This window comes from Streptomyces afghaniensis (genome assembly GCF_044327915.1).
In the GTDB taxonomy this organism is placed as follows: domain Bacteria; phylum Actinomycetota; class Actinomycetes; order Streptomycetales; family Streptomycetaceae; genus Streptomyces; species Streptomyces afghaniensis.
This window is the reverse complement of sequence record NZ_JBIRGJ010000009.1, coordinates 210,842-230,783: the sequence shown is the minus strand read 5'-3', so window position 1 is coordinate 230,783 and position 19,942 is coordinate 210,842. Positions and strand designations below refer to the sequence as shown.

The 19,942-nt window shown below is 72.7% G+C and carries 16 protein-coding genes; 5 read left to right on the top strand and 11 right to left on the bottom strand.

Going from position 1 to position 19,942, the window contains the following annotated elements; genetic code table 11:
* Window positions 1–59 precede the first annotated feature (59 nt).
* A complete protein-coding gene (gene mycP, locus ACH4G3_RS33000; RefSeq protein ID WP_397628132.1) occupies window positions 60–1,226 on the bottom strand; it encodes a type VII secretion-associated serine protease mycosin in 1,167 nt (388 codons plus the stop codon).
* Between the two features lie 8 nt (window positions 1,227–1,234).
* Entirely contained in the window at window positions 1,235–2,047 is an 813-nt protein-coding gene (locus tag ACH4G3_RS32995) for a hypothetical protein (RefSeq protein ID WP_397628131.1), read from the bottom strand.
* Between the two features lie 1,452 nt (window positions 2,048–3,499).
* On the opposite strand from ACH4G3_RS32995, the gene ACH4G3_RS32990 reads away from it, so the two are divergent.
* Entirely contained in the window at window positions 3,500–4,702 is a 1,203-nt protein-coding gene (locus ACH4G3_RS32990; RefSeq protein ID WP_397627939.1) for an amino acid deaminase/aldolase, read from the top strand.
* A 20-nt stretch (window positions 4,703–4,722) separates the two neighbouring features.
* Here the strand turns inward: ACH4G3_RS32990 and ACH4G3_RS32985 are convergent, their stop codons facing one another.
* Genes ACH4G3_RS32985 through ACH4G3_RS32970 form a run of 4 tightly spaced genes read right to left on the bottom strand, consistent with a single transcriptional unit; the run spans window position 4,723 to window position 9,212 of the window.
* On the bottom strand, window positions 4,723–5,634 hold the full coding sequence (locus ACH4G3_RS32985) for a DUF2510 domain-containing protein (protein WP_397628130.1): 912 nt from the start codon (window positions 5,632–5,634) through the stop codon (window positions 4,723–4,725).
* Between the two features lie 49 nt (window positions 5,635–5,683).
* The gene (locus tag ACH4G3_RS32980) at window positions 5,684–6,469 is read right to left on the bottom strand and encodes a 3-oxoacyl-ACP reductase (protein ID WP_397627938.1); all 786 of its coding nucleotides are present in this window, start codon (window positions 6,467–6,469) and stop codon (window positions 5,684–5,686) included.
* Entirely contained in the window at window positions 6,466–7,839 is a 1,374-nt protein-coding gene (locus ACH4G3_RS32975) for an aldehyde dehydrogenase family protein (protein ID WP_397627937.1), read from the bottom strand. Before ACH4G3_RS32975 ends, ACH4G3_RS32980 begins: the two co-directional genes overlap by 4 nt.
* Window positions 7,840–7,847: 8 nt before the next feature.
* Window positions 7,848–9,212, bottom strand: a complete 1,365-nt coding sequence (locus ACH4G3_RS32970; RefSeq protein ID WP_397627936.1) for a glutamine synthetase family protein — start codon at window positions 9,210–9,212, stop codon at window positions 7,848–7,850.
* 84 nt (window positions 9,213–9,296) lie between these two features.
* On the opposite strand from ACH4G3_RS32970, the gene ACH4G3_RS32965 reads away from it, so the two are divergent.
* The 3 genes from ACH4G3_RS32965 (at window position 9,297) to ACH4G3_RS32955 (ending at window position 12,361) form a co-directional block, all read left to right on the top strand.
* Window positions 9,297–10,028, top strand: coding sequence for a FadR/GntR family transcriptional regulator (locus ACH4G3_RS32965; RefSeq protein ID WP_397627935.1), 732 nt, complete (start codon window positions 9,297–9,299; stop codon window positions 10,026–10,028).
* A 154-nt stretch (window positions 10,029–10,182) separates the two neighbouring features.
* Window positions 10,183–11,628 carry an ethanolamine permease gene (gene eat, locus ACH4G3_RS32960; RefSeq protein WP_397627934.1) on the top strand — a complete coding sequence of 482 codons (1,446 nt, stop codon included), beginning with the start codon at window positions 10,183–10,185 and terminating at the stop codon, window positions 11,626–11,628.
* A gap of 37 nt (window positions 11,629–11,665) precedes the next feature.
* Entirely contained in the window at window positions 11,666–12,361 is a 696-nt protein-coding gene (locus tag ACH4G3_RS32955; RefSeq protein ID WP_397628129.1) for a gamma-glutamyl-gamma-aminobutyrate hydrolase family protein, read from the top strand.
* Between the two features lie 112 nt (window positions 12,362–12,473).
* Here the strand turns inward: ACH4G3_RS32955 and ACH4G3_RS32950 are convergent, their stop codons facing one another.
* A complete protein-coding gene (locus ACH4G3_RS32950) occupies window positions 12,474–13,403 on the bottom strand; it encodes a LysR family transcriptional regulator (RefSeq protein ID WP_397627933.1) in 930 nt (309 codons plus the stop codon).
* Between the two features lie 71 nt (window positions 13,404–13,474).
* Between ACH4G3_RS32950 and ACH4G3_RS32945 the strand changes: the two genes are divergently transcribed.
* A complete protein-coding gene (locus ACH4G3_RS32945) occupies window positions 13,475–14,638 on the top strand; it encodes a TDT family transporter (protein ID WP_397627932.1) in 1,164 nt (387 codons plus the stop codon).
* Here ACH4G3_RS32945 and ACH4G3_RS32940 read toward each other — a convergent pair.
* The 4 genes from ACH4G3_RS32940 to ACH4G3_RS32925 all read right to left on the bottom strand — a co-directional run bounded on the left by ACH4G3_RS32940 (window position 14,550) and on the right by ACH4G3_RS32925 (window position 19,899).
* Window positions 14,550–15,269 (bottom strand): helical backbone metal receptor, encoded by a 720-nt coding sequence (locus ACH4G3_RS32940; protein ID WP_397627931.1) that lies wholly within the window; start codon window positions 15,267–15,269, stop codon window positions 14,550–14,552. The genes ACH4G3_RS32945 and ACH4G3_RS32940 overlap by 89 nt on opposite strands.
* Entirely contained in the window at window positions 15,266–15,835 is a 570-nt protein-coding gene (locus ACH4G3_RS32935; RefSeq protein ID WP_020270274.1) for a helix-turn-helix domain-containing protein, read from the bottom strand. Before ACH4G3_RS32935 ends, ACH4G3_RS32940 begins: the two co-directional genes overlap by 4 nt.
* A gap of 361 nt (window positions 15,836–16,196) precedes the next feature.
* The gene (locus tag ACH4G3_RS32930) at window positions 16,197–18,815 is read right to left on the bottom strand and encodes an ABC transporter permease/substrate binding protein (protein ID WP_397627930.1); all 2,619 of its coding nucleotides are present in this window, start codon (window positions 18,813–18,815) and stop codon (window positions 16,197–16,199) included.
* Entirely contained in the window at window positions 18,808–19,899 is a 1,092-nt protein-coding gene (locus ACH4G3_RS32925; protein WP_397627929.1) for a quaternary amine ABC transporter ATP-binding protein, read from the bottom strand. The genes ACH4G3_RS32930 and ACH4G3_RS32925 overlap by 8 nt, the downstream gene beginning before the upstream one ends.
* Window positions 19,900–19,942: the final 43 nt, after the last annotated feature.

Genomic DNA, 19,942 nt, shown 5'->3' with positions numbered 1-19,942 from the left:
GTCGTCGACCCTATAGGCCCGGTGCCGCCGCCTCGGCGGGCGGTCCTTCCGGCCGAAGGTCAGAGCTCGTCGTGGTTCGCGCGGCGGCCGCGCCACAGGACCACGGCCGCGACCAGCAGGACGCCGCCGGCGCTGCCCGCGAGGGGGGCGGCCCAGTCGGCGGTGTCGTCGCCGGAGCCGGTGGCGTCCGGGCCGCTGCCGAAGTACTTCGCGCCGTACGACGCCGAGTGGAGGCCCTGCGGCTTCAGCCGGTCGGCGGCCTTGATGGCGGCGGCCGGGTCGACGAAGCCGAAGCCGCGGGAGTCGTCGCGGCCGCCGACGGGGGCGTTGCGGGCGGTGTCCTCCAGGAGCGACTTGATCTGGGCCGGGTTCAGGTCGGGGTGGGCGGCCTTGACCAGGGCGGCGGCGCCGGAGACGAAGGCGGCGGCGGCGCTGGTGCCCCAGCCCTCGTAGTACTTGTGGTCGGGGTCGGCGATGACGACGTCGACGCCGGGGGCGCTGACCGTGGCGTACCAGCGGCGGGTGGAGAAGGGGGCGCGGGTGCCGGCGCGGTCGACGGCGGTGGCGGCGATGACGCCCGGGTAGGCGGCGGGGTAGGAGATGCGGTCGCCCTTCTCGCCGCCGTTGCCGGCGGAGGCGACGACGACCACGCCCTTCTTCAGGGCGTACTGGATGGCCTGGTCCTCGGCGGGTTCCGGATGCGCGGAGGCGGAGTCGTCGCCGAGGGAGAGGTTGATGACGTCGGCGCCGTGGTCGGCGGCCCAGCGGATGCCGTCGGCGAGGGCGTTGCCGCGGGTGCTGCGGGCCTTGGCGCGGGAGGGGTCGCCGTCCTCCAGGATCACGCGGACGGGGAGGATCTTCGCCTCGGGGGCGATGCCGAGGACGCCGTCGGCGTCGCCCGGGCCGTGTCCGTGCCCGGCGATGATGCCGGCCATGGCGGTGCCGTGCCGGGCCCAGGCGCGGTCGCCGGGTTCGGCTCCGAAGCCGACCAGGTCCTTGCCGGTGAGGACGTTGCCGATCAGGTCGGGGTGGTCGGCCTCTACGCCGGTGTCCAGGACGGCGACGGTGACGCCCTCGCCCTTGGTGGTCCGCCAGGCCTCCTGGGTGTGCATGGCCTCCAGAGCCCACTGCTGGGCGCGGATGCCGTCGGCGTGGGCGGTGGTGGAGGGGACCAGGACGAGGCCGGCGGCGAGGAGGACACTCAGGAACCCGCCCGCGCGGGACATGACGGCTTTCACGACGGCTGCTCCGTGGCCGGGCGGACGTTCTTGCGCAGGCCGCGTTCGACGCGGTCGGCGAGGCCCTGGGCCTCGTTGCCGAGGCCGGCCTGGGCGGGGGCGGTGGTGGCTCCGGACTGCATGGCGTCCCCGGCGGGCTGCGGGTCGTCGACCGTACGGCCGTCGGCCCAGCCGGAGACGGCGTAGACGACGACCGGGGCTTCGGTCAGCACGGAGACGGTCCAGGCGGCGCGCTGCTCCGGGCCGAAGTGGGCGGCGGGCGTGTCCTTCGCGGCGTACGGCAGGGGCATCAGGTCGCTGCGGCGGTCCAGGCGCTCCTTGCGGAAACGGTTCGCGAGTGAGGCCATGCCCGGGGCGTCGGCCGTGGTGAAGAGCAGGCCGACGGTGGTCACGTAGCTCTCGGTGGCGTCGGTGTAGGTGGCGCGCAGGAGCCGCTCGCAGCCGACGGGGGCGAGGGCCTTGCGCAGCAGGGGGTCGAAGGCGTCGTTGCAGCCGCTGTCCGGGGCGACGGCGATCCGGGTCCAGGTACGGTCGGCTCCGCCGGGGCCGGCGCCCTGCCCCTGCACGGTGGGCGGGAACAGCTGGTCGACGGGAACGCTGTGCCAGAGGCTGCCGGCCGCGGCGAAGGTGGAGGGCGAGCCCTCCGCCCCTGAGTCCCCCACGAGCCAGCTCCCGGTGACGGCGCCCGAGATGAGCCCCAGCCCGAGCACGAGACAGACGGCGGCAGCGGCGGCCTGGGACGCCCCACGCCGTCCGAGCGGCCGGGGCCGCGCGTCGCGGTCGTACCCCTCGGGCTTTCCGAAGGACACGACGGGGCGGGTGCCGGAGGGCGGAGGGGCGCTCCAGGAGAGGGACGGGTCGGGCGAGACGTCCGTGGGCCGGTGGGTGGGCGGGGAGGGCATGCGCATGCCATGGCCGTCGGTGGTGTCGGCAGTGGCTCGGGGCTCCCGCGCGGGGCGTGGCGGAACACCGGGTCGCGTGGAACCGGGGCGGCCGAAGGATTCAGGGGGCTCGGAGGACGGGCGCGCGGCTCGCTCGGCGGGTGCCGGGCCGGCGGGGACCGGTCGCAGGCGTGCGGTCGTCTCCGAGGAGTTTTCGGCGGGGGCGCCGGGACGGCGTGACGTGGGGGCGTACCCCGGCCCGCCAGACGGGCCCGGCGAGGGAAGGTGACGCGGTCGCGGAGGGGCGTCCGGTGGGGTGGACGGCCTGTTCGACTCGGGTCGCGTCACGCGGCCGACGCCGGGCTGCGTGTCCGGGAACCGGTCGGAAGCGCGGGGCGGGGGCGGGGCGGGGGTTGGCTCGGTACGCCGGGGGGCTGGAGGCTCGCTACGGCGGGGGGCTGGGGGCTCGCTACGGCGGGGCGCGGCGAGCTCGCCGCGCCGGGGAGCAGCGGACCCCCCACGCCGGGCCACGGCGGTCTCGCCGCGCCGGGGCGCGTCGGACTCGCCAGCGCGTTGAGCAGCGGGCTCGCTAGCGCGGGGCGGGTCGGACTCGCCATGCCAGGGAGCAGCCGACTCGCCACCGCGGGGCGCGTCGGACCCGACACGCCAGGGAGCAGCCGACTCACTACCGCGGGAAGCAGCAGACTCGCCACGCCGGGCCGCTGCGGGATCGCCACGCCAAGGATCAGCCGACTCGCCACCGCGTCGAGCAGCGGACTCGCCACCCCGGGGACCAGCCGACTCGCCACCCCGGGGCGCGGCGGGCTCGGTGGGACGGGACATGGTGTCGCCGAAGCTCGGGAAACGGCGGGCGCCGTTCGGGCCGGCGGTCTTGGCGGAGGACGCGCCACCGCTTCCAGAGGCCGCTTCCTGCCCGGCGGCAGCAGACCCTGACGAGTCCGTGTCCCGCTCCGGCGAGGGACGCCGCGCACCCGGGGCCGGGTCGGAAGACGCCGCCCGGGCGTCCTCGGACGAGGCCGGGGGGTGTGAAGGGCGTGGCGGAGCGCTGGGGCGTGGGGGGAAAGAGGCACGCTGTGCTTCCGTGCTCATGCACCCCCCGTTTCCTCGTCCCCGGGCCGCTGCGCACTGCGCGGGCCGGTGTCGTCCCGCCCGAGGCCCGGAACTGAGTCGTCCCGGGCACACATACCCGTACGGAGGGAGCGTCATCCCGGCGCGGAAGTCCGGCCGGCGTCGCTCCGCCGTACGTGCGCGTCACTCTACGGCTTGTTGCTGCGCGAACGGGAACCAGTCCACGAGCCCGGGGCATCTGCCCGGAACGTCCCCCTACCCTGCGGTAATCCAGTCTGGCAGGCTGCGTTCATGACTGCGCGCGCCTCCGACCGGGCCCGTTACGACCGGGCCACCGCCCATCTCGACGCCCCTCTCGCGATCGTGGACCTGGACGCCTTCGACGCCAACGCCGCCGATCTGGCCCGTCGCGCCGGGGGCAAGCCCGTACGGGTCGCCAGCAAGTCGGTGCGATGCCGGGCGCTGCTGGAACGGGTGCTGGCCCGGGACGGTTTCGCGGGGATCATGTCGTTCACCCTCGCCGAGTCGCTGTGGCTGGCGCGCTCGGGCTTCGACGACGTGCTGCTCGCCTACCCGTCCGCGGACCGGGCCGCGTACGCCGAACTCGCCGGTGATCCCAAGCTCGCCGCCGCCGTGACGGTGATGGTCGACGATGTCGCCCAGCTCGATCTCATCGACGCCTCGCGGGGCGGCGGTCGTGAAGTCGTGCGTGTCTGCCTGGAGTTGGACACCTCACTGAAGCTGCTCGGCGGGCGGGTGCGCGTCGGCGCCCGGCGTTCGCCGCTGCACTCCCCCGCCCAGGTCGCCGACGTGGCCCGGGCCGTGGCCCGCCGGCCGGGCTTCGAGGTCGTGGGGATCATGGCGTACGAGGGGCACGTCGCCGGTGTCGGGGACGCCGTGGCCGGGCGTCCGCTGCGGTCGCGTGCCATCCGGCTGATGCAGGCCGCCGCCAAGCGTGAACTCGCCGAGCGGCGTGCGGAGGTGGTGCGTGCGGTGCGGGCCGTCGTGCCGGGTCTGCAGTTCGTCAACGGCGGCGGCACGGGCTCGGTGCAGCACACGGCGGCCGAGGACGCGGTGACCGAGATCGGCGCCGGGTCGGGGCTGTACGTGCCGCGGCTGTTCGACAACTACACGTCGTTCAGCGGGCGTCCGGCGGCCCTCTTCGCCCAGCCCGTGGTTCGGCGGCCGGGCGTCGGGGTCGTGACGGTCCTCGGTGGCGGGTACCCCGCCTCCGGCGCGGCCGGGCCCGACCGGCTGCCCGTGCCGTATCTGCCGGAGGGGTTGCGCTACGACCCTCAGGAGGGGGCCGGTGAGGTGCAGACGCCGCTGCTCGGCTCGCCCGCCGACGACCTGCTGATCGGCGACAAGGTGTGGTTCCGGCACGCGAAGGCCGGTGAGCTGTGCGAGCGGTTCGACGTGCTGCACCTGGTCGAGGGGGACGCCGTGACGGCGACCGTGCCGACGTACCGCGGCGAGGGGCACACCTTCCTGTAGCGGCCGCGCGGTCGGTGCCGTCAGTCCGACGGGCCGATGCTGCTGCCCACGCCGCCGCCGGTGTCCGCGTCGCCGAACGGCCGGATGCCCTCGGTGATGCGCTCCATGTCGGCGAGCGGCGGCCCGTCCTCGCCCGCGTCGAAGACGTAGCGGACGAGGACGGGCGACTCGGTGCCGACGCTGGACGGGAAGACGAGCGACTGCACGTAGCCGCCCGGCCCCTTGGCGGTCCGCACGCGCCAGCGCACGAGGTACCCGGCGCGGCCCGCCACCGCGACCGGCCCGGACTTGACCTGCTGGTGCGACTCGATGCCCCCGTAGAGCTCGCGGCCGAGCCTGTCGCGGTCGTAGGCCTCGTCGGCCGCGTCCTTGATGTCCGCCTTGGCGAGGGCCTCGGGGGACTTCTCGTCGTTCTCGGTCACCGTGCGGGAGAAGACGAGGCCGTGGCGGCAGAGGCCGACGCCGCCGGGGCAGTCGTAGGTGCCGTCGGTCGTCATGACGACGTCGTCCTGGGCCACGTACTGCGGCCGGACCCAGCCGTCGAGCAGCGGGAAGGTGACGCCGTTGAGCTGGTCCTCGACGACGGCCGGGTCGTCGGCGGCCGGCTCGGACGTGGACGGGGACGCCTCGGGTGTCGTCGCCGGCGGTCCGTTCGGGGCCGGGGGCGCGGACGTCGGGGCCGTCCGCGTCTCCGCGCCGTCGCCGTCGCCGCTCAGCACGACGGCCCCGGTGACGATCGCCGCGACGAGGACGGCCCCGGCGGCGATGAGGGCGACGGCCTTCGCACGCCCGGTGCCGCCGCCCGGAGGCGGGGGCACCGGGCCTGTCGGGGCCTCGGGCGCACGGCGGTGCTCGGTCCAGGCCGTGCCGTCCCACCAGCGTTCCAGATGGGGGCCGTGCGGGTCGGGATACCAGCCGGGCGGTGGCGTCATGCTCATCCCGGCACTGTAGAGCGAGAGCCCGGCGGTCCGGGCACGGCGCTTACAGAGGTGTGACGTATGCCCCCGCGATCCCGCCGTCGACCAGGAAGTCGGTGGCGTTCACGAAGGAGGAGTCGTCGCTGGCGAGGAAGGCCACGGCGGCGGCGATCTCCTCGGCCTCGGCGAACCGGCCCAGCGGGATGTGCACCAGACGGCGCGCGGCGCGCTCCGGGTCCTTGGCGAACAGCTCCTGGAGGAGCGGGGTGTTGACCGGGCCGGGGCACAGGGCGTTGACCCGGATGCCCTCCCGGGCGAACTGCACGCCCAGCTCACGGGACATGGCGAGGACGCCGCCCTTGGAGGCCGTGTACGAGATCTGGCTGGTGGCGGCGCCCATCCTCGCCACGAAGGACGCCGTGTTGATGATCGAGCCCTTGCCCTGGCGCTGCATGTAGGGGATCGCGGCCTTGCAGCACAGGTAGACGGAGGTGAGGTTGACCTCCTGAACGCGCTTCCAGGCCTCCAGGCCGGTCTCCAGGATGGAGTCGTCGTCGGGCGGGGAGATGCCGGCGTTGTTGAAGGCGATGTCGACGCTGCCGTAGGTGTCGTGGGCCGCCTTGAAGAGGGCCTCCACCTGCTCGGGGTCGGTGACGTCCACCTTCACGAAGATGCCGCCGGTCTCCTCGGCGGCGGCCTTGCCGCGGACCTCGTCGACGTCGCCGCAGACGACGTGCGCTCCCTCGGAGGCGAGGCGGCGGGCGGCGGCGAGGCCGATGCCGCTGCCGGCTCCCGTGACGACGGCGCTGCGGCCGACCAGCCGGCGGCAGATGCTTTCCTGAGCGGTCACTGTGCGGGGCCCTCCGTGCTGATGAAGACGTTCTTGGTTTCGGTGAAGGCGGCCAGGGCCTCGGGGCCGAGCTCGCGGCCGACGCCCGATTGCTTGTAGCCGCCGAAGGGGGTCCAGTAGCGGACGCTGGCGTGGGAGTTGACGGACAGGTTGCCGGCGCGGACGGCCTGGGAGACGCGCAGGGCGCGGCCGATGTCCCGGGTCCAGATGGAGCCGGAGAGGCCGTAAGGGGTGTCGTTGGCCAGCCGGATCGCGTCGGCCTCGTCGGTGAAGGGCAGGAGGACGGCGACGGGGCCGAAGATCTCCTCGCAGGCCGCGGGCGAGTCGGGGCTCTCCGCGGTGAGGACGGTCGGCGGGAACCAGAAGCCGGGCCCCTCGGGGGCGCTGCCGCGCAGGGCGGGGGCGTCGTCGGGAACGAAGCCGCGGACGCGGTCGAGTTGCTGCCGGGAGATCAGCGGGCCCATCTGGGTCTTCTCGTCGGCCGGGTCGCCCACCACCACGGCGGCCAGCGTCTCGGCGAGCAGCTCGCGTACCTCGTCGTACACCGTCTCCTGGACCAGGATGCGGGTGCGGGCGCAGCAGTCCTGGCCGGAGTTGTCCAGGAAGGAGAAGGGGTCGACGGCGGTCTTCAGGTCGGCGTCGGCGAAGACGATGTTCGGGCTCTTGCCGCCGAGTTCGAGAGTGACCGGCTTGATCTGCTCGGCGCCGAGGGCCGCGACGCGCGTCCCGGTCCGGGTCGAGCCGGTGAAGACGATCTTGGCGACTCCGGGGTGCCGGACCAGGGCGTCGCCCGTGATGTCACCGCGTCCCGGCAGCACCTGGAAGAGGTGCTCGGGGAGCCCGGCCTCCAGGGCCAGTTCCGCGAGGCGCAGGGCGGTGAGCGGGGTGGTCTCGGCGGGCTTGAGGAGGACCGCGTTCCCGGCCGCGAGGGCGGGGGCGGTGCCCCAGGCCGCGATGGGCATGGGGAAGTTCCAGGGCGCGATCACGCCGACGACGCCGAGCGGTTCGAGGATCGTGACGTCCAGGCCGCCGGGCACCGGGATCTGCCGGCCGGTGAGCCGCTCCACTCCCCCGGCCGCGTAGTCCAGCAGGTCACGGACGTTGCCCGCCTCCCAGCGGGCGTTGCCGATGGTGTGGCCGGCCTCCCGGACCTCCAGTCGGGCCAGTTCCTCCAGGTGCTCGTCGACGGTGGCCGCGAAGCGGCGCAGCAGCCGGGCGCGGTCCGCGGGGGCGAGGGCGGCCCAGGTCCGCTGTGCCCGGGCGGCCCAGGTGACGGCCGTGTCGACGTCGGCCGGACTCGCACCGGCGACGGCGGCGACGACCTCCTCGGTCGCGGGGTTCAGTACTTCCAGTAGGTGCTCGGAAGACAAGAAGGGCCTCACATGCGTTCGAAGGAGCGGCGCAGCTCCCAGTCGGTCACCGCGGCGTCGAAGGCGTCCAGTTCGACGCGCGCCATGTTGCGGTAGTGGGCGACGACCTCGTCCCCGAAGGCGGCCTTGGCGATGGGGCTGTTCTCCCAGAGCTCGGCGGCCTCGCGCAGGGTGGTGGGGACGTGGGCGAAGTCGGCGGTGTAGGCGTTGCCGGGGCAGGGCTCGGGCAGTTCCAGCTTCTGCTCGATGCCGTGCAGCCCGGCCGCGACCAGTCCGGCGACGGCGAGGTAGGGGTTGACGTCTCCGCCGGGCAGCCGGTTCTCGAAGCGCATCGAGCGGCCGTGGCCGACCACGCGCAGCGCGCAGGTGCGGTTGTCATGGCCCCAGGCGACGGCGGTCGGGGCGAAGGAGCCGGGCTGGAACCGCTTGTAGGAGTTGATGTTGGGGGCGTAGAGGAGGGAGAAGTCGCGCAGGGCGGCGAGCTGGCCGGCGAGGAAGTGGCGCATGACGTCCGACATCCCGTCTTCGCCGTCGCCTGCCATGGCGTTGGTGCCGTCCGCGTCGGCGAGCGAGAGGTGGATGTGGCAGGAGTTGCCCTCGCGCTCGTTGTACTTGGCCATGAAGGTGATCGACATGCCCTCCTGGGCGGCGATCTCCTTGGCGCCGGTCTTGTAGACGGCGTGCTGGTCGCACGTGACCAGGGCCTCGTCGTAGCGGAAGGCGATCTCGTGCTGGCCGGGGTTGCACTCGCCCTTGGCGGACTCCACGGTGAGGCCGGCGGCCGCCATCTCGTTGCGGATGCGGCGCAGCAGGGGCTCGATGCGGCCGGTGCCGAGCACCGAGTAGTCGATGTTGTACTGGTTGGCCGGGGTCAGCCCTCTGTAGCCCGCGTCCCAGGCCTGTTCGTAGGTGTCCTTGAAGACGATGAACTCCAGCTCGGTGCCGACCTGGGCGGTGTAGCCGAGTTCGGCGAGGCGCTCCAGCTGGCGGCGCAGGATCTGCCGGGGTGCGGCGACCACGGGCGAACCGTCGTTCCAGGCGAGGTCGGCGTGGAGCATGGCCGTGCCCTCGTTCCAGGGGACGCGGCGCAGGGTGCTCAGGTCCGGGTGCATGGCGAAGTCGCCGTAGCCGCGGTCCCAGGAGGACATCGCGTAGCCGTCGACGGTGTTCATCTCGGTGTCGACGGCGAGCAGGTAGTTGCAGCCCTCCGTGCCGTGCTGGAGGACCTCGTCGAGGAAGAAGCGCGCGGCGAACCGCTTGCCCTGGAGCCGCCCTTGCATGTCGGGGAAGGCCAGGACGACAGTGTCGATCTCACCGCCGGCGACGAGGGCGTGCAGTTCCTCGACGCTCAGCGGGGGTGTGCGGTCTGCCACGGGAGGGCCTCCTTGGCTCCTTGGGTCCGCCGGAGACCATAAGGTATTGCGGAGAACCATTGCTTGGGAAGGGGGTACGGCCACATGCCGGAGGAAGCTGGCGGGATGCGGGACGGGCTGACGCCGGTGCTGCGTCCGGTGCGCGCGGGCAACGGCTTCGAGGAGGCGCTGGAGCAGATCCTCCAGGTCGTACGGCTGGGCCTGGTGCCGGGGGGCGAGCGGCTGCCGGCCGAGCGGGAGCTGGCGGAGCGGCTGGGGATCAGCCGGGTGACGCTGCGCGAGGTGTTGAAGGTGCTCCAGGACCAGGGGCTGGTGGAGTCGCGGCGGGGCCGGTACGGCGGCACGTTCGTGCTGCCGCGTCACGACGCCGGCGGCGAGGACGAGCTGCGGCGCCGGATCTCCGAGGTCGACATAGAGGACGTGCTGCGGTTCCGGGAGGTGCTGGAGGTCGGCGCGGCGGGGCTGTGCGCGGCGCACGGGCTGGAGGACAAGCAGGCGCAGCGGCTCCGGGAGGCCCTGGCGCGCACGCACGACGCCCCGCTCGCCGACTACCGCCGCCTGGACACGCTGCTGCACCTCACGCTCGCCGAGCTGTCCGGCTCCCCCACGCTCACCGCCCAGTACGCGGCCGTCCGCGCGACCGTGAACGACCTGCTCGACTGCATCCCGCTGCTGGTGCGCAACCTCGAGCACTCGCAGCGGCAGCACACGGCCCTGGTGGAGGCCGTGATCGAGGGCGATGCCGACCAGGCGCGGGAGATCACGCGCGAGCACTGCGCGGGCACGGCGGCACTGCTGCGCGGCTTCCTCGGCTGAGCCGTGCCAGGGCGCGCGACTCGGCTCGGCTCGGCTCGGCTCGGCTCGGCTCGTGAGGATTTACGGGCGATTAACGCACGGGTATTGCCATTCCCCGGTCGGCACCGAAAAGGTATGGATCCATTCCATTGAGCCGGAGCTCGGGAGTCTGCCCATGTCCCAGGAATCCACCAGCCCACCCGCCGCCGCACAGACGGACGACTATCTGGAACGCAGGGCACTTCGCCGCGGCAGCGCCGGCTGGGTGCTGCTGACCGGTCTCGGCGTCGCCTACGTCGTCTCCGGTGACTACTCGGGCTGGAACTTCGGCCTGGCCGAGGGCGGCTTCGGCGGCCTCGCGATCGCCATGGTGCTCATGGGCGCGATGTACGCGTGCATGGTCTTCGCCCTCGCCGAACTGTCCTCGATCCTGCCGACGGCCGGCGGCGGCTACGGCTTCGCCCGCCGGGCGCTCGGCCCGTGGGGCGGCTTCCTGACCGGTACGGCGATCCTCATCGAGTACGTCCTCGCACCCGCCGCCATCGTCATCTTCATCGGCGACTACGTCGAGTCGCTGGGCCTGTTCGGCCTGGAGTCCGGCTGGCCGGTGTACCTGGTCTGTTTCGCGATCTTCCTCGGCATCCACCTCTGGGGCGTCGGCGAGGCGCTGCGCTTCAGCTTCGTCGTCACCGGCATCGCGGTGGCCGCCCTGATCGTGTTCGCGCTGGCGGCGCTGCCCGACTTCTCGTTCGCCGCGCTGGACGACATCCCGGTCGACTCCTCCGCCGCGGGGTCGAGCTCCTGGCTCCCGTTCGGCCTGCTCGGCATCTGGGCGGCGTTCCCGTTCGGCATGTGGTTCTTCCTGGGCGTCGAGGGCGTGCCGCTGGCCGCCGAGGAGACGCGGGACCCGGCCCGTACGCTGCCGAAGGCGATCCGCTGGTCGATGGGCATCCTGGTGGTACTTGCCGTGGTGACCTTCTTCGCGGCGGCAGGGACACGCGGCTCCGCGGCGATCCAGGAGGCGGGCAACCCGCTCGTCGAGGCGCTCCAGCCGGACGGCAGGGCGACGACCCTGAGCCGGATCGTGAACTACGCGGGGCTGGCCGGCCTGGTGGCGTCGTTCTTCTCCCTGATCTACGCGGGCTCGCGCCAGCTGTTCGCCCTGTCCCGCGCGGGCTACCTGCCCCGCTTCCTGTCCCTCACCAGCCGCCGCAAGGCGCCGTACCTGGGACTGCTGGTGCCCGGCACGATCGGCTTCCTGCTGGCGGCGGCGTCCGGCAACGGCGCGCGGATGCTGAACATCGCCGTCTTCGGCGCGACCATCTCCTACGCCCTGATGTCCCTGTCGCACATCGTGCTGCGCCGCCGCGAGCCGGAGCTGCCGCGGCCGTACCGCACGCCGGGCGGGGTCCTGACCTCCTCCGTCGCCCTGGTGCTGGCCTGTGCGGCGCTGGTGGCGACGTTCCTGGTGGATGTGACGGCGGCGTTGATCGCGCTCGCGGTGTACGTCGTGGCCCTCGCGTACTTCGGTCTGTACAGCCGGAAGCGGCTGGTGGCGAAGGCACCGGAGGAGGAGTTCGCGGCGCTGGCCGCGGCCGAGGCAGAGTTGACACGGGACTGAGACATCGAGTGTGAGGGGAGTTTCTGTGGCCAGGCCGTTGATCGGGGTCAGCACGTATCTGGAGGCGGGTGCGCGCTGGGGGGTGTGGGAACTGGAGGCCGCGCTGCTGCCGGTCGGCTATCCCCGGCTCGTGCAGCGGGCGGGCGGTCTGGCCGCGATGCTCCCTCCGGACGACCCGGCGTACGCGGCCGCGGCCGTGGCCCGGCTGGACGGGCTGGTCATCGCGGGCGGCCCGGACGTGGAGCCCGTACGGTACGGCGCCGAGCCGCACCCCCGCACCGGGCCGCCGGCGCGGGAGCGGGACGCGTGGGAGCTGGCCCTGATCGACGCGGCCCTCACGGCGCGCGTCCCGCTGCTCGGCATCTGCCGGGGTATGCAACTGCTGAACGTCGCCCTGGGCGGGACGCTGGTGCAGCACCTCGACGGTCATGCGGAGGTCGTCGGCGTCTTCGGCAGCCATGCGGTCAAGCCGGTGCCGGGGAGTCTGTACGCCGGTGTCGTGCCGGAGGAGACGTCGGTGCCGGCGTATCACCACCAGGCCGTGGACCGCCTGGGCGAGGGACTCGTCCCGTCCGCCTACGCCGACGACGGCACGGTGGAGGCGCTGGAACTGCCGTCCCGGGAGGGCTGGGTGCTCGGAGTGCAGTGGCATCCGGAGATGGGCGAGGACGTACGGGTGATGCGGGCGCTGGTGGAGGCGGCGGGGTCGGCCTCCAGCCCGTCCGGCGTTTGAGGACGAGGCCGTTCAGGCCGACCGGGGGTCCAGGGGGCGGAGCCCCCTGGCGGGGTCGAAGGGGCGGAGCCCCTGGAGGGTGGGACGGGTAGGGGCGGCGGGGGCGAGGAAGCTACCCCCGCGTCAGCGACAACAGGTCCCGGGCCGGACCCGTCGGCCGATGCCCCGTCGGCCACACCGCCCGAAGGTCCCGCGCCAGCGCGACCCCCTCCACCGGCACCCGCACCAGCCGCCGCATCGCCAGCTCCTCCCCCACCGCGAGTTCGCTCAGCACCGCCGGCCCCGCCCCGCTCACCGCCGCCGCCTTGACGGCAGTCGTGGACGACAGCTCGATCAGCGGCCGGGCCAGCCCGCCCAGCGCCGCGTCCAGGACCTGACGCGTACCGGAGCCCTTCTCACGCAGGATCAGCGGGGTCGACGCCAGTTCCTCCGCGGCCAGGGAACGCCGCCGCCGGGCCCAGGGATGGGCAGGCGCCGTGACCACTATCAGCCGGTCATGGGCGATGACCACCGAGTCCAGCCCCGTCGGGACCGTCAGCCCCTCGACGAACCCCAGGTCCGCCTCGTCCGCCAGCAGCCGCTCCGCGACCACCGTCGAGTTCCCGGCATGCAGGGACACCGCCGTGTCGGGCCGCTGGGCGCGCAGCGCGAGCAGCCAGCCCGGCAGCAGATACTCGGCGATCGTCATGCTCGCCGCCACCCGCAACCGGGAGTCGCGCCGGTCGCGCAGCGCCTGCGCCCCCACGTCGAACGCCTCCGCCGCCTCCACGATCCGCCGCGCCCAGTCCGTCACCAGGGCACCGGCGTCCGTGAGCCGGGACCCGCGCGGTGAGCGGTCGACCAGCGCCACGCCGAGCTGCCGCTCCATCGACCGGATCCGGCTGCTGGCCGCGGGCTGGGTGATGCCGAGCTCCCGCGCCGCCCCGCCGAGGCTGCCGAGCCGCGCCACCGCCAGCAGCAGCTCCAGGCCGCCCAGATCCGGCACCCGGTGTGCGAGAGACCCGTTCGCCGGGATATCGCCCTGCTCTTCCGTCCTGCTCATAAACCCAGCTTATGTCGCCATAGAGACATGCTCCCTGGCGGCGGGGTGCCCACGGCCCGACCGTGGGAGTCATGGTCACCGCAGCCCAGCCGGCTCAGCCCCTCCCCCCGTGCGCCGTCTCGGTCCGTCACCTCGGACCCAACTGGTACGCCACCGTCATGGGCACCGCCGTCGTCGCCACCGCCGGGACCGCCCTGTCGCCGCACTTCCCCGGGCTGCGCGGCGCGCTGGCCGGTGTCTGGGCCCTCTCCCTGGTCCTGCTCATCACCCTGCTCTGCGCCCGGGCCGTGCACTGGGCCCACCACCGGGACCAGGCCCGAGCCCACCTCCTCGACCCGGCGACGGCCCCCTTCTACGGCTGCCTCGCCATGGCCCTGCTGGCCGTCGGCGGGGGCGCCCTCGGCGTCGGCCGGGACTGGATCGGCCTGCGGGCGGCCGTCGCGCTCGACGCCGTGCTGTTCATCGCCGGTACGGCAATCGGGCTGGCCGCCGCCGTCGCGGTGCCGTATCTGATGGCCGTACGGCACCGTGTCGAGCCGGGACAGGCCACGCCCGTCTGGCTGCTGCCGCTGGTCGCGCCCATGGTGTCCGCCGCCGTCGGGCCGCCGCTGGTGCGCCATCTGCCTCCCGGTCAGCCCCGGGAGACGCTGCTCCTCGTCTGCGTCGCCCTGTTCGGGCTCAGCCTCCTCGCGACGCTGGTGATGCTGCCGCTGGTCTTCGGACGGCTGATCGCCGGCGGGCCGCTGCCGCTCGCCCTCACTCCGACGCTGTTCCTGGTGCTCGGGCCGCTCGGGCAGTCCACGACCGCCGTCGGCGCGTTCGCGGACGCCGCCCCCGGGGTCGTACCGGCGCCGTACAGCCAGGGCTTCGCTGTGCTCGCCGTGCTCTACGGCGTGCCCGTGATGGGGTTCGCGCTGCTGTGGTTCTGCCTCGCCACCGCCCATGTGGTGCGCGCCCGGCGGCACGGGATGCGGTTCGCGATGACCTGGTGGTCGTTCACCTTCCCGGTCGGCACCTGTGTCACGGGCGCCGAGGCGCTGGGCCGGCACACCGGGCTCGTGGCCTACACGGGGCCGGCTCTCGTGCTGTACGCGGTGCTGGTCGCCGCGTGGGTCACCGCCGCCGTGGGCACCGTGCGCGGGCTGCTCAGGGGCGAGCTGCTCGCAGGGCCCGGCCCAGTACCCGTGGCGCCTCGGCCAGCGACGGCCCGTACCACGTCAGGTGCCGTCCGCTGACGAGCGCGCAGGGCAGGCCGGGGAAGGCCTCCGGGCCGTCGTCCGCGGTGAAGCGGTAGGGCTCGTCGGGAAGGACCACCATGTCCGGCGCTGCGGCGCGGAGTTCCTCCAGCGGGACGCGCGGGTAGCGGTCGGGGTGCGCCGCGTACACGTGATCGACACCGAGGCGCGCCAGGACGTCGCCCGCGAAGGTGTCGCGGCCCAGGACCATCCAGGGGCGGCGCCAGATCGGCACGATCGCCGTCAGCCGGGCGGCCGGGCGCGGCAGGGACGACCAGGTCTCTTCCGCCTCGTCCAGCCAGCGCGGGCGGGCCGCCACCCCGCAGGCGTCCAGGACCCGGGCCAGTTCGGGGAAGGCCTGCGGCACGTCGCGGATCTCCGTGACCAGCACCTCGACGCCCGCCGCGCGCAGGGCCGCCAGGTCGGGTTCGCGGTTCTCCTCCTCGTTGGCGATCACCAGGTCGGGAGCGAGGGACACGATCCGGTCGGTCTTCGGGTTCTTCGTGCCGCCGACGCGGACGACGTCGAGGCCGGGCGGATGCGTGCACCAGTCGGTGGCGCCGACCAGGGCGCCGGGCGCGGACCGGGCCACGGCCTCGGTCAGCGACGGGACCAGCGAGACGACCCTCACCGGCGGGGCCGGTCCCGGACGGCCTCGATGTGTTCGGCCACGGCGACGACGATCACCCGGGTGTCGGACTCCGCCGCCCGCCAGCGGTGCCGCACACCGCCGGTGAGGTACAGCGTGTCGCCGCGGCCGAGCCGGTAGGCGCGGCCCTCCGCCTCGATCTCCACGGCGCCGTCCGCGACGTACATCAACTGGTCGTTGCGGTACTGGAATTCACGGCCGGCGTCATGGTCGCCGGTGAACTCGGAGGCGTGCATCTGGTGGTGGCCGCGCACCAGGGACCGGGTCCGGGGGTGGGGCAGCGGTTCCGTGTCGTCGGCGCGTACGACGTCCACGCTGCAGGCCGGGTCGGCCGCGGCGAGGAGCTCGACCGCGGTGGTGCGCAGGGCGTCGGCGACCTTCTCCAGGGAACTCGTGCTGGGCCGCGCCCGGTCGTTCTCGACCTGGCTGAGGAACGGGACCGACAGGCCGCTGCGCTCCGCCACGACGGCGAGGGTGAGCTCCAGCGCGCGGCGCCGCCGACGCACGGCCGCGCCCACCCGCAGGGGCTGCTCTTTGTGGTCGCCCATCGCTCCGGCTCCCTCCTTCGCCCGTCGATCCGCTCCCGGTGCGTCGGTGTCCCGGCGCACTGCTTCTGTTGAGTTGTCTGCACCCTACGCATGTTCGGCAAACCGGTGCATGCGCCGGTCACATCGACGTCATGACGGGCGGTGTGAGACCTCACACTTCGCGCCAGGGGATCCGCCGCCCTCGAGGGCGGCGCGCCGATTCCTCCTACGGGAGGAACAGGGAGGGAGAAGGGGTTCGGGGGGTGGCGTAGCGCTCTGTGGTTGTCCGGATCCTGCTGGGTCCGGGCCGCGGGTGGGATACGGGTGAGGGTACGCGTACGGGGCGGGACGCGGTGTGTCGCGCCCCGCCCCGTACCGGGCCTCACTGCGGCGTCATGCGCTCCACCATGTCGGGGTGCTGCTTCAGCCACGCGGCGACGGCCTCTTCCTCATGGCCCTGGCCGCGGTTCTTGATCTCGCTCTCCAGGCTGCCGAGCTCGTCCTCGCTCATCTTGAAGTTCTTGATCCACTTCGTGAGCTGCGGGTACTCCTCGGGGAACTTCTCGTTGGAGATGGTGCGGATCGTGTTGCCCTCACCGAAGGCCTTCTTGGGGTCCTTCAGCTTGGTCAGCTCGTAGTCGCTGTAGGCCCAGTGCGGCGACCAGAGGGTGACGGCGATCGGCTCCTTCTTGGCGTACGCGCGCTTCAGCTCGGCCAGCATGGCCGGGGTGGAGCCGTCGACGACCTCGTACTCCTTGTCGAGGCCGTAGGCGGGCAGGACCTTGTTCTTCGCCAGGTCCATCTCGCCGGTGCCCGGCTCGATGCCGATGATCTTCCCGTCGAAGGTGCCGGCCTTGCCCTTGAGGTCCTCAAGGGAGTCGACGCCCTTGACGTAGGACGGCACGGCGATCTCCAGGGAGGTCGGTTCGTACCAGGTGCCGAGGTCCTTGAGCCGGTCCTTGTTCTTGTCCCAGTAGTTCTTCTGGGCGTAGGGCAGCCAGGCGTCGAAGTTGAGGTCGAGATCGCCCGAGGCCAGACCCGTGTAGACGGGGCCGACGTCCATCTGCTTCAGGTTCATCCGGTAGCCGCGCCGTTCGAGGACGTTCTTCCACAGGTACGTGACGGCGATGTCCTCGTCCCAGGGGAACCACGCCACGTCCAGCGGCCGCTTCGCCTCGGCGGGCGTGCTGCCGCCGGCGCCCTTGACGGGGGCGAGCTTGTCGACGTAGCCGGGGTGCTGCTTCAGCCAGGCGCGGACGGCCTGCTGCTGGTTGCCCTTGCCTGCCTTGTTGATCTCGGCTTCGAGGCTGGTGAGCTCCTTCTCGCTCATCTTGAACTTCTTCAGCCAGCCGGCGACCGTCGGGTCGTCGTCCGCGAAGCCCTTGCGGGCCAGCGTGTGCACGCCGTCGCCCTTGCCCCAGGCGCCCTTGGGGTCCTTGAGCTTCTTCAGGTCGTAGTCGTTGTACGCCCAGTGCGGCGACCAGAGCGTGACGACGATCGGTTCCTTCTTGGCGTACGCGCGCTTCAGCTCGGCCAGCATCGCGGGCGTGGAGCTGTCGACGACCTTGTACTCCTTGTCCAGGCCGTACTCCTTGAGGACCTTGCTCTTGAGCAGGGCCATCTCGCCGGCGCTGGACTCGATTCCGGTGATCTTGCCGCCGAACTCGGACGCCTTGCCCTTGAGGTCCGCCAGGGAGTCGATGCCCTTCATGTAGGAGGGCACCGAGAGCTCCAGGGACGTCTTGTCGTACCAGGCGCCCAGGTCGTCGAGCTGCTTGCCGTACTTCTTCCAGTACTGGGCGTGGGTCGTGGGCAGCCAGGCGTCCGTCTGGAAGTCGACGTCGCCCTGGGCGAGGGAGGTGTAGAGCGGGCCGGCGTCGAGCTGCTTGGCCTCCACCTGGTAGCCGCGCTGCTCCAGGACCTCCTTCCAGAGGAAGGTGGAGGCGACGCCCTCGTCCCAGGGGATGTAGCCGATGCTGATCTTCTTGCCCTGGCCGACGTCCTTGCTGCCCGCCGCCGCGGTGGAGCCGGTGCCGCCGCTGCCGAAGACGCCCAGGCCGCCGGAGACGAGGGCGAGGACGACGACGCCGATCACGGCGACGGCCGGGCGGGGCCGGTACGACCAGATCTTCAGCCCCTGTGCGGCGCGCAGCCGGGCGGCGGCGCGGCGGCCGAGCGGGGAGACCTGGGTGCCCAGCGCGCTGGTCATGCGGTCGAGGTAGATGGCGAGGATCACGATGCCGACACCGGCCTCGGCGCCCAGGCCGACGTTGAGCTGGCCGATGGCCTGGTTGACGTCGCCGCCGAGACCGCCGGTGCCGACCATGCCGGCGATGGCGGCCATGGACAGGCCGAGCATGATGACCTGGTTGACGCCGGCCATGACCGTGGGCAGGGCGAGGGGGAGCTGGACGCGCAGCAGGATGTTGCGGGGTGTGGTGCCGAACGCGTCGGCGGCCTCGACCAGTTCCCTGTCGACCTGGCGGATGCCGAGTTCGGTCATGCGCACGCCCGGGGCGAGCGCGAAGATCAGGGTGGCGACGATACCGGCGGAGGCGCCGGTGCCGAAGAAGAGGATCGCCGGGATGAGGTAGACCATCGCGGGCAGCGTCTGCATGAAGTCCAGGACGGGCCGGACCAGACCGCTGACGCGGTCCGAGCGGGCCGCCCAGATGCCCACCGGTATGGAGATCACCAGCGCGATGACGGTCGCCACGAGGACGAGCGCCAGGGTGATCATCGCGTTCTCCCACAGTTCGAGGGAGTCGATGAACGCGAATCCCACGAAGGTGAGGACACCGGCGAGGGTGCCGCGCAGCCAGAAGGCGACCACGGCGAAGATGCCGGCGAGGAGCAGCGGTTCGGGAGCCTGGAGGACGGCGTTGATGCCGTCGTAGAGGCCGAGGAAGACGGTCTTGCAGAAGTCGAACAGCCACCCCATGTGGGTGGTGAGCCAGTCGACCGCGTCGTTGACCCAGGTGCCGAGCTGAATCCTAGGCACGGGCGGTCACCTTCTCTCCGCCCTTGTCCCGCGGGGAGTCGCAGGGTTCCGGGGTGGTGTCCTGCTCGTCGCCGAGGAAGGCGACCAGGCGCTGCCGGGGGACGACGCCGATCAGCCTGTTGTCCTCGTCCACGACCGAGACGGGGTGGGTGAGCCGGGCGCTGATCGCGCACAGTTCCGTGAGCGGGGTGTCGGCCGTGGCGGTCTCGCAGTGGCAGCCGGGGTCGTCGCCGGTGACCGAGGTGTCCATGAGCTCGCCGGTGGTCAGCACGCGGGCGCGGTCGACGTCCTGGGTGAAGGAGGCGACGTAGTCGTTCTCCGGCCGCAGCAGGATGTCCTGCGCGGTGCCGATCTGGACGATGCGGCCGTCGCGCATGACGGCGATGCGGTCGCCGAGGCGCATGGCCTCGTTCAGGTCGTGGGTGATGAAGACGATCGTCTTCTTCAGCTTCTGCTGGAGCTCCAGCAGCTGGTCCTGCATGTCGCGGCGGATCAGCGGGTCCAGGGCGCTGAAGGACTCGTCCATCAGCAGCAGGTCGGCGTCGGTGGCGAGGGCGCGGGCGAGACCGACGCGCTGCTGCATGCCGCCGGACAGCTCGTCGGGCCAGGACTTCTCCCAGCCGGCCAGGCCGCACAGGGCGAGCGCCTCGTCGGCGCGGCGTACGCGCTCGGCGCGGGGCACGCCCTGCACTTCCAGACCGTAGGCGGCGTTCTCGCGGACGCTGCGGTGCGGGAAGAGCGCGAAGTGCTGGAACACCATGCTGATCTTCCTGGAGCGGACCTCGCGCAGCTCCCGGTCGCCGAGCGCGGTCAGGTCCTGGCCGTCGAAGCGCACATGTCCGGCGGTCGGCTCGAGCAGGCCGTTCAGCATGCGCAGCAGGGTGGACTTGCCGGATCCGGACAGGCCCATGACGACGAAGATCTGGCCGGGCTCGACGGTGAAGGACGCGTCGATGACAGCGGCGGTCGCGCCCTCGGCGCGCAGTTCCTCCCGGTCGGCCCCGGCGCGGAGCCGCTCGACCGCTCGGTCCGGTCTCCTGCCGAACACCTTGTACAGGCTCTCTGCCTGAAGCCTTGCTGACACGTGCACCTCTTGGTTCGACGGCAACAGAACACAGCGAGGCCGG

Coding starts and splice junctions, on each gene's coding strand:
- mycP (WP_397628132.1), bottom strand. CDS start 1,226: ATGTCCCGCGCGGGCGGGTTCCTGAGTGTCCTCCTCGCCGCCGGCCTC.
- ACH4G3_RS32990 (WP_397627939.1), top strand. CDS start 3,500: ATGACTGCGCGCGCCTCCGACCGGGCCCGTTACGACCGGGCCACCGCC.
- ACH4G3_RS32985 (WP_397628130.1), bottom strand. CDS start 5,634: ATGACGCCACCGCCCGGCTGGTATCCCGACCCGCACGGCCCCCATCTG.
- ACH4G3_RS32965 (WP_397627935.1), top strand. CDS start 9,297: ATGCCGGAGGAAGCTGGCGGGATGCGGGACGGGCTGACGCCGGTGCTG.
- eat (WP_397627934.1), top strand. CDS start 10,183: ATGTCCCAGGAATCCACCAGCCCACCCGCCGCCGCACAGACGGACGAC.
- ACH4G3_RS32950 (WP_397627933.1), bottom strand. CDS start 13,403: ATGAGCAGGACGGAAGAGCAGGGCGATATCCCGGCGAACGGGTCTCTC.
- ACH4G3_RS32945 (WP_397627932.1), top strand. CDS start 13,475: ATGGTCACCGCAGCCCAGCCGGCTCAGCCCCTCCCCCCGTGCGCCGTC.
- ACH4G3_RS32935 (WP_020270274.1), bottom strand. CDS start 15,835: ATGGGCGACCACAAAGAGCAGCCCCTGCGGGTGGGCGCGGCCGTGCGT.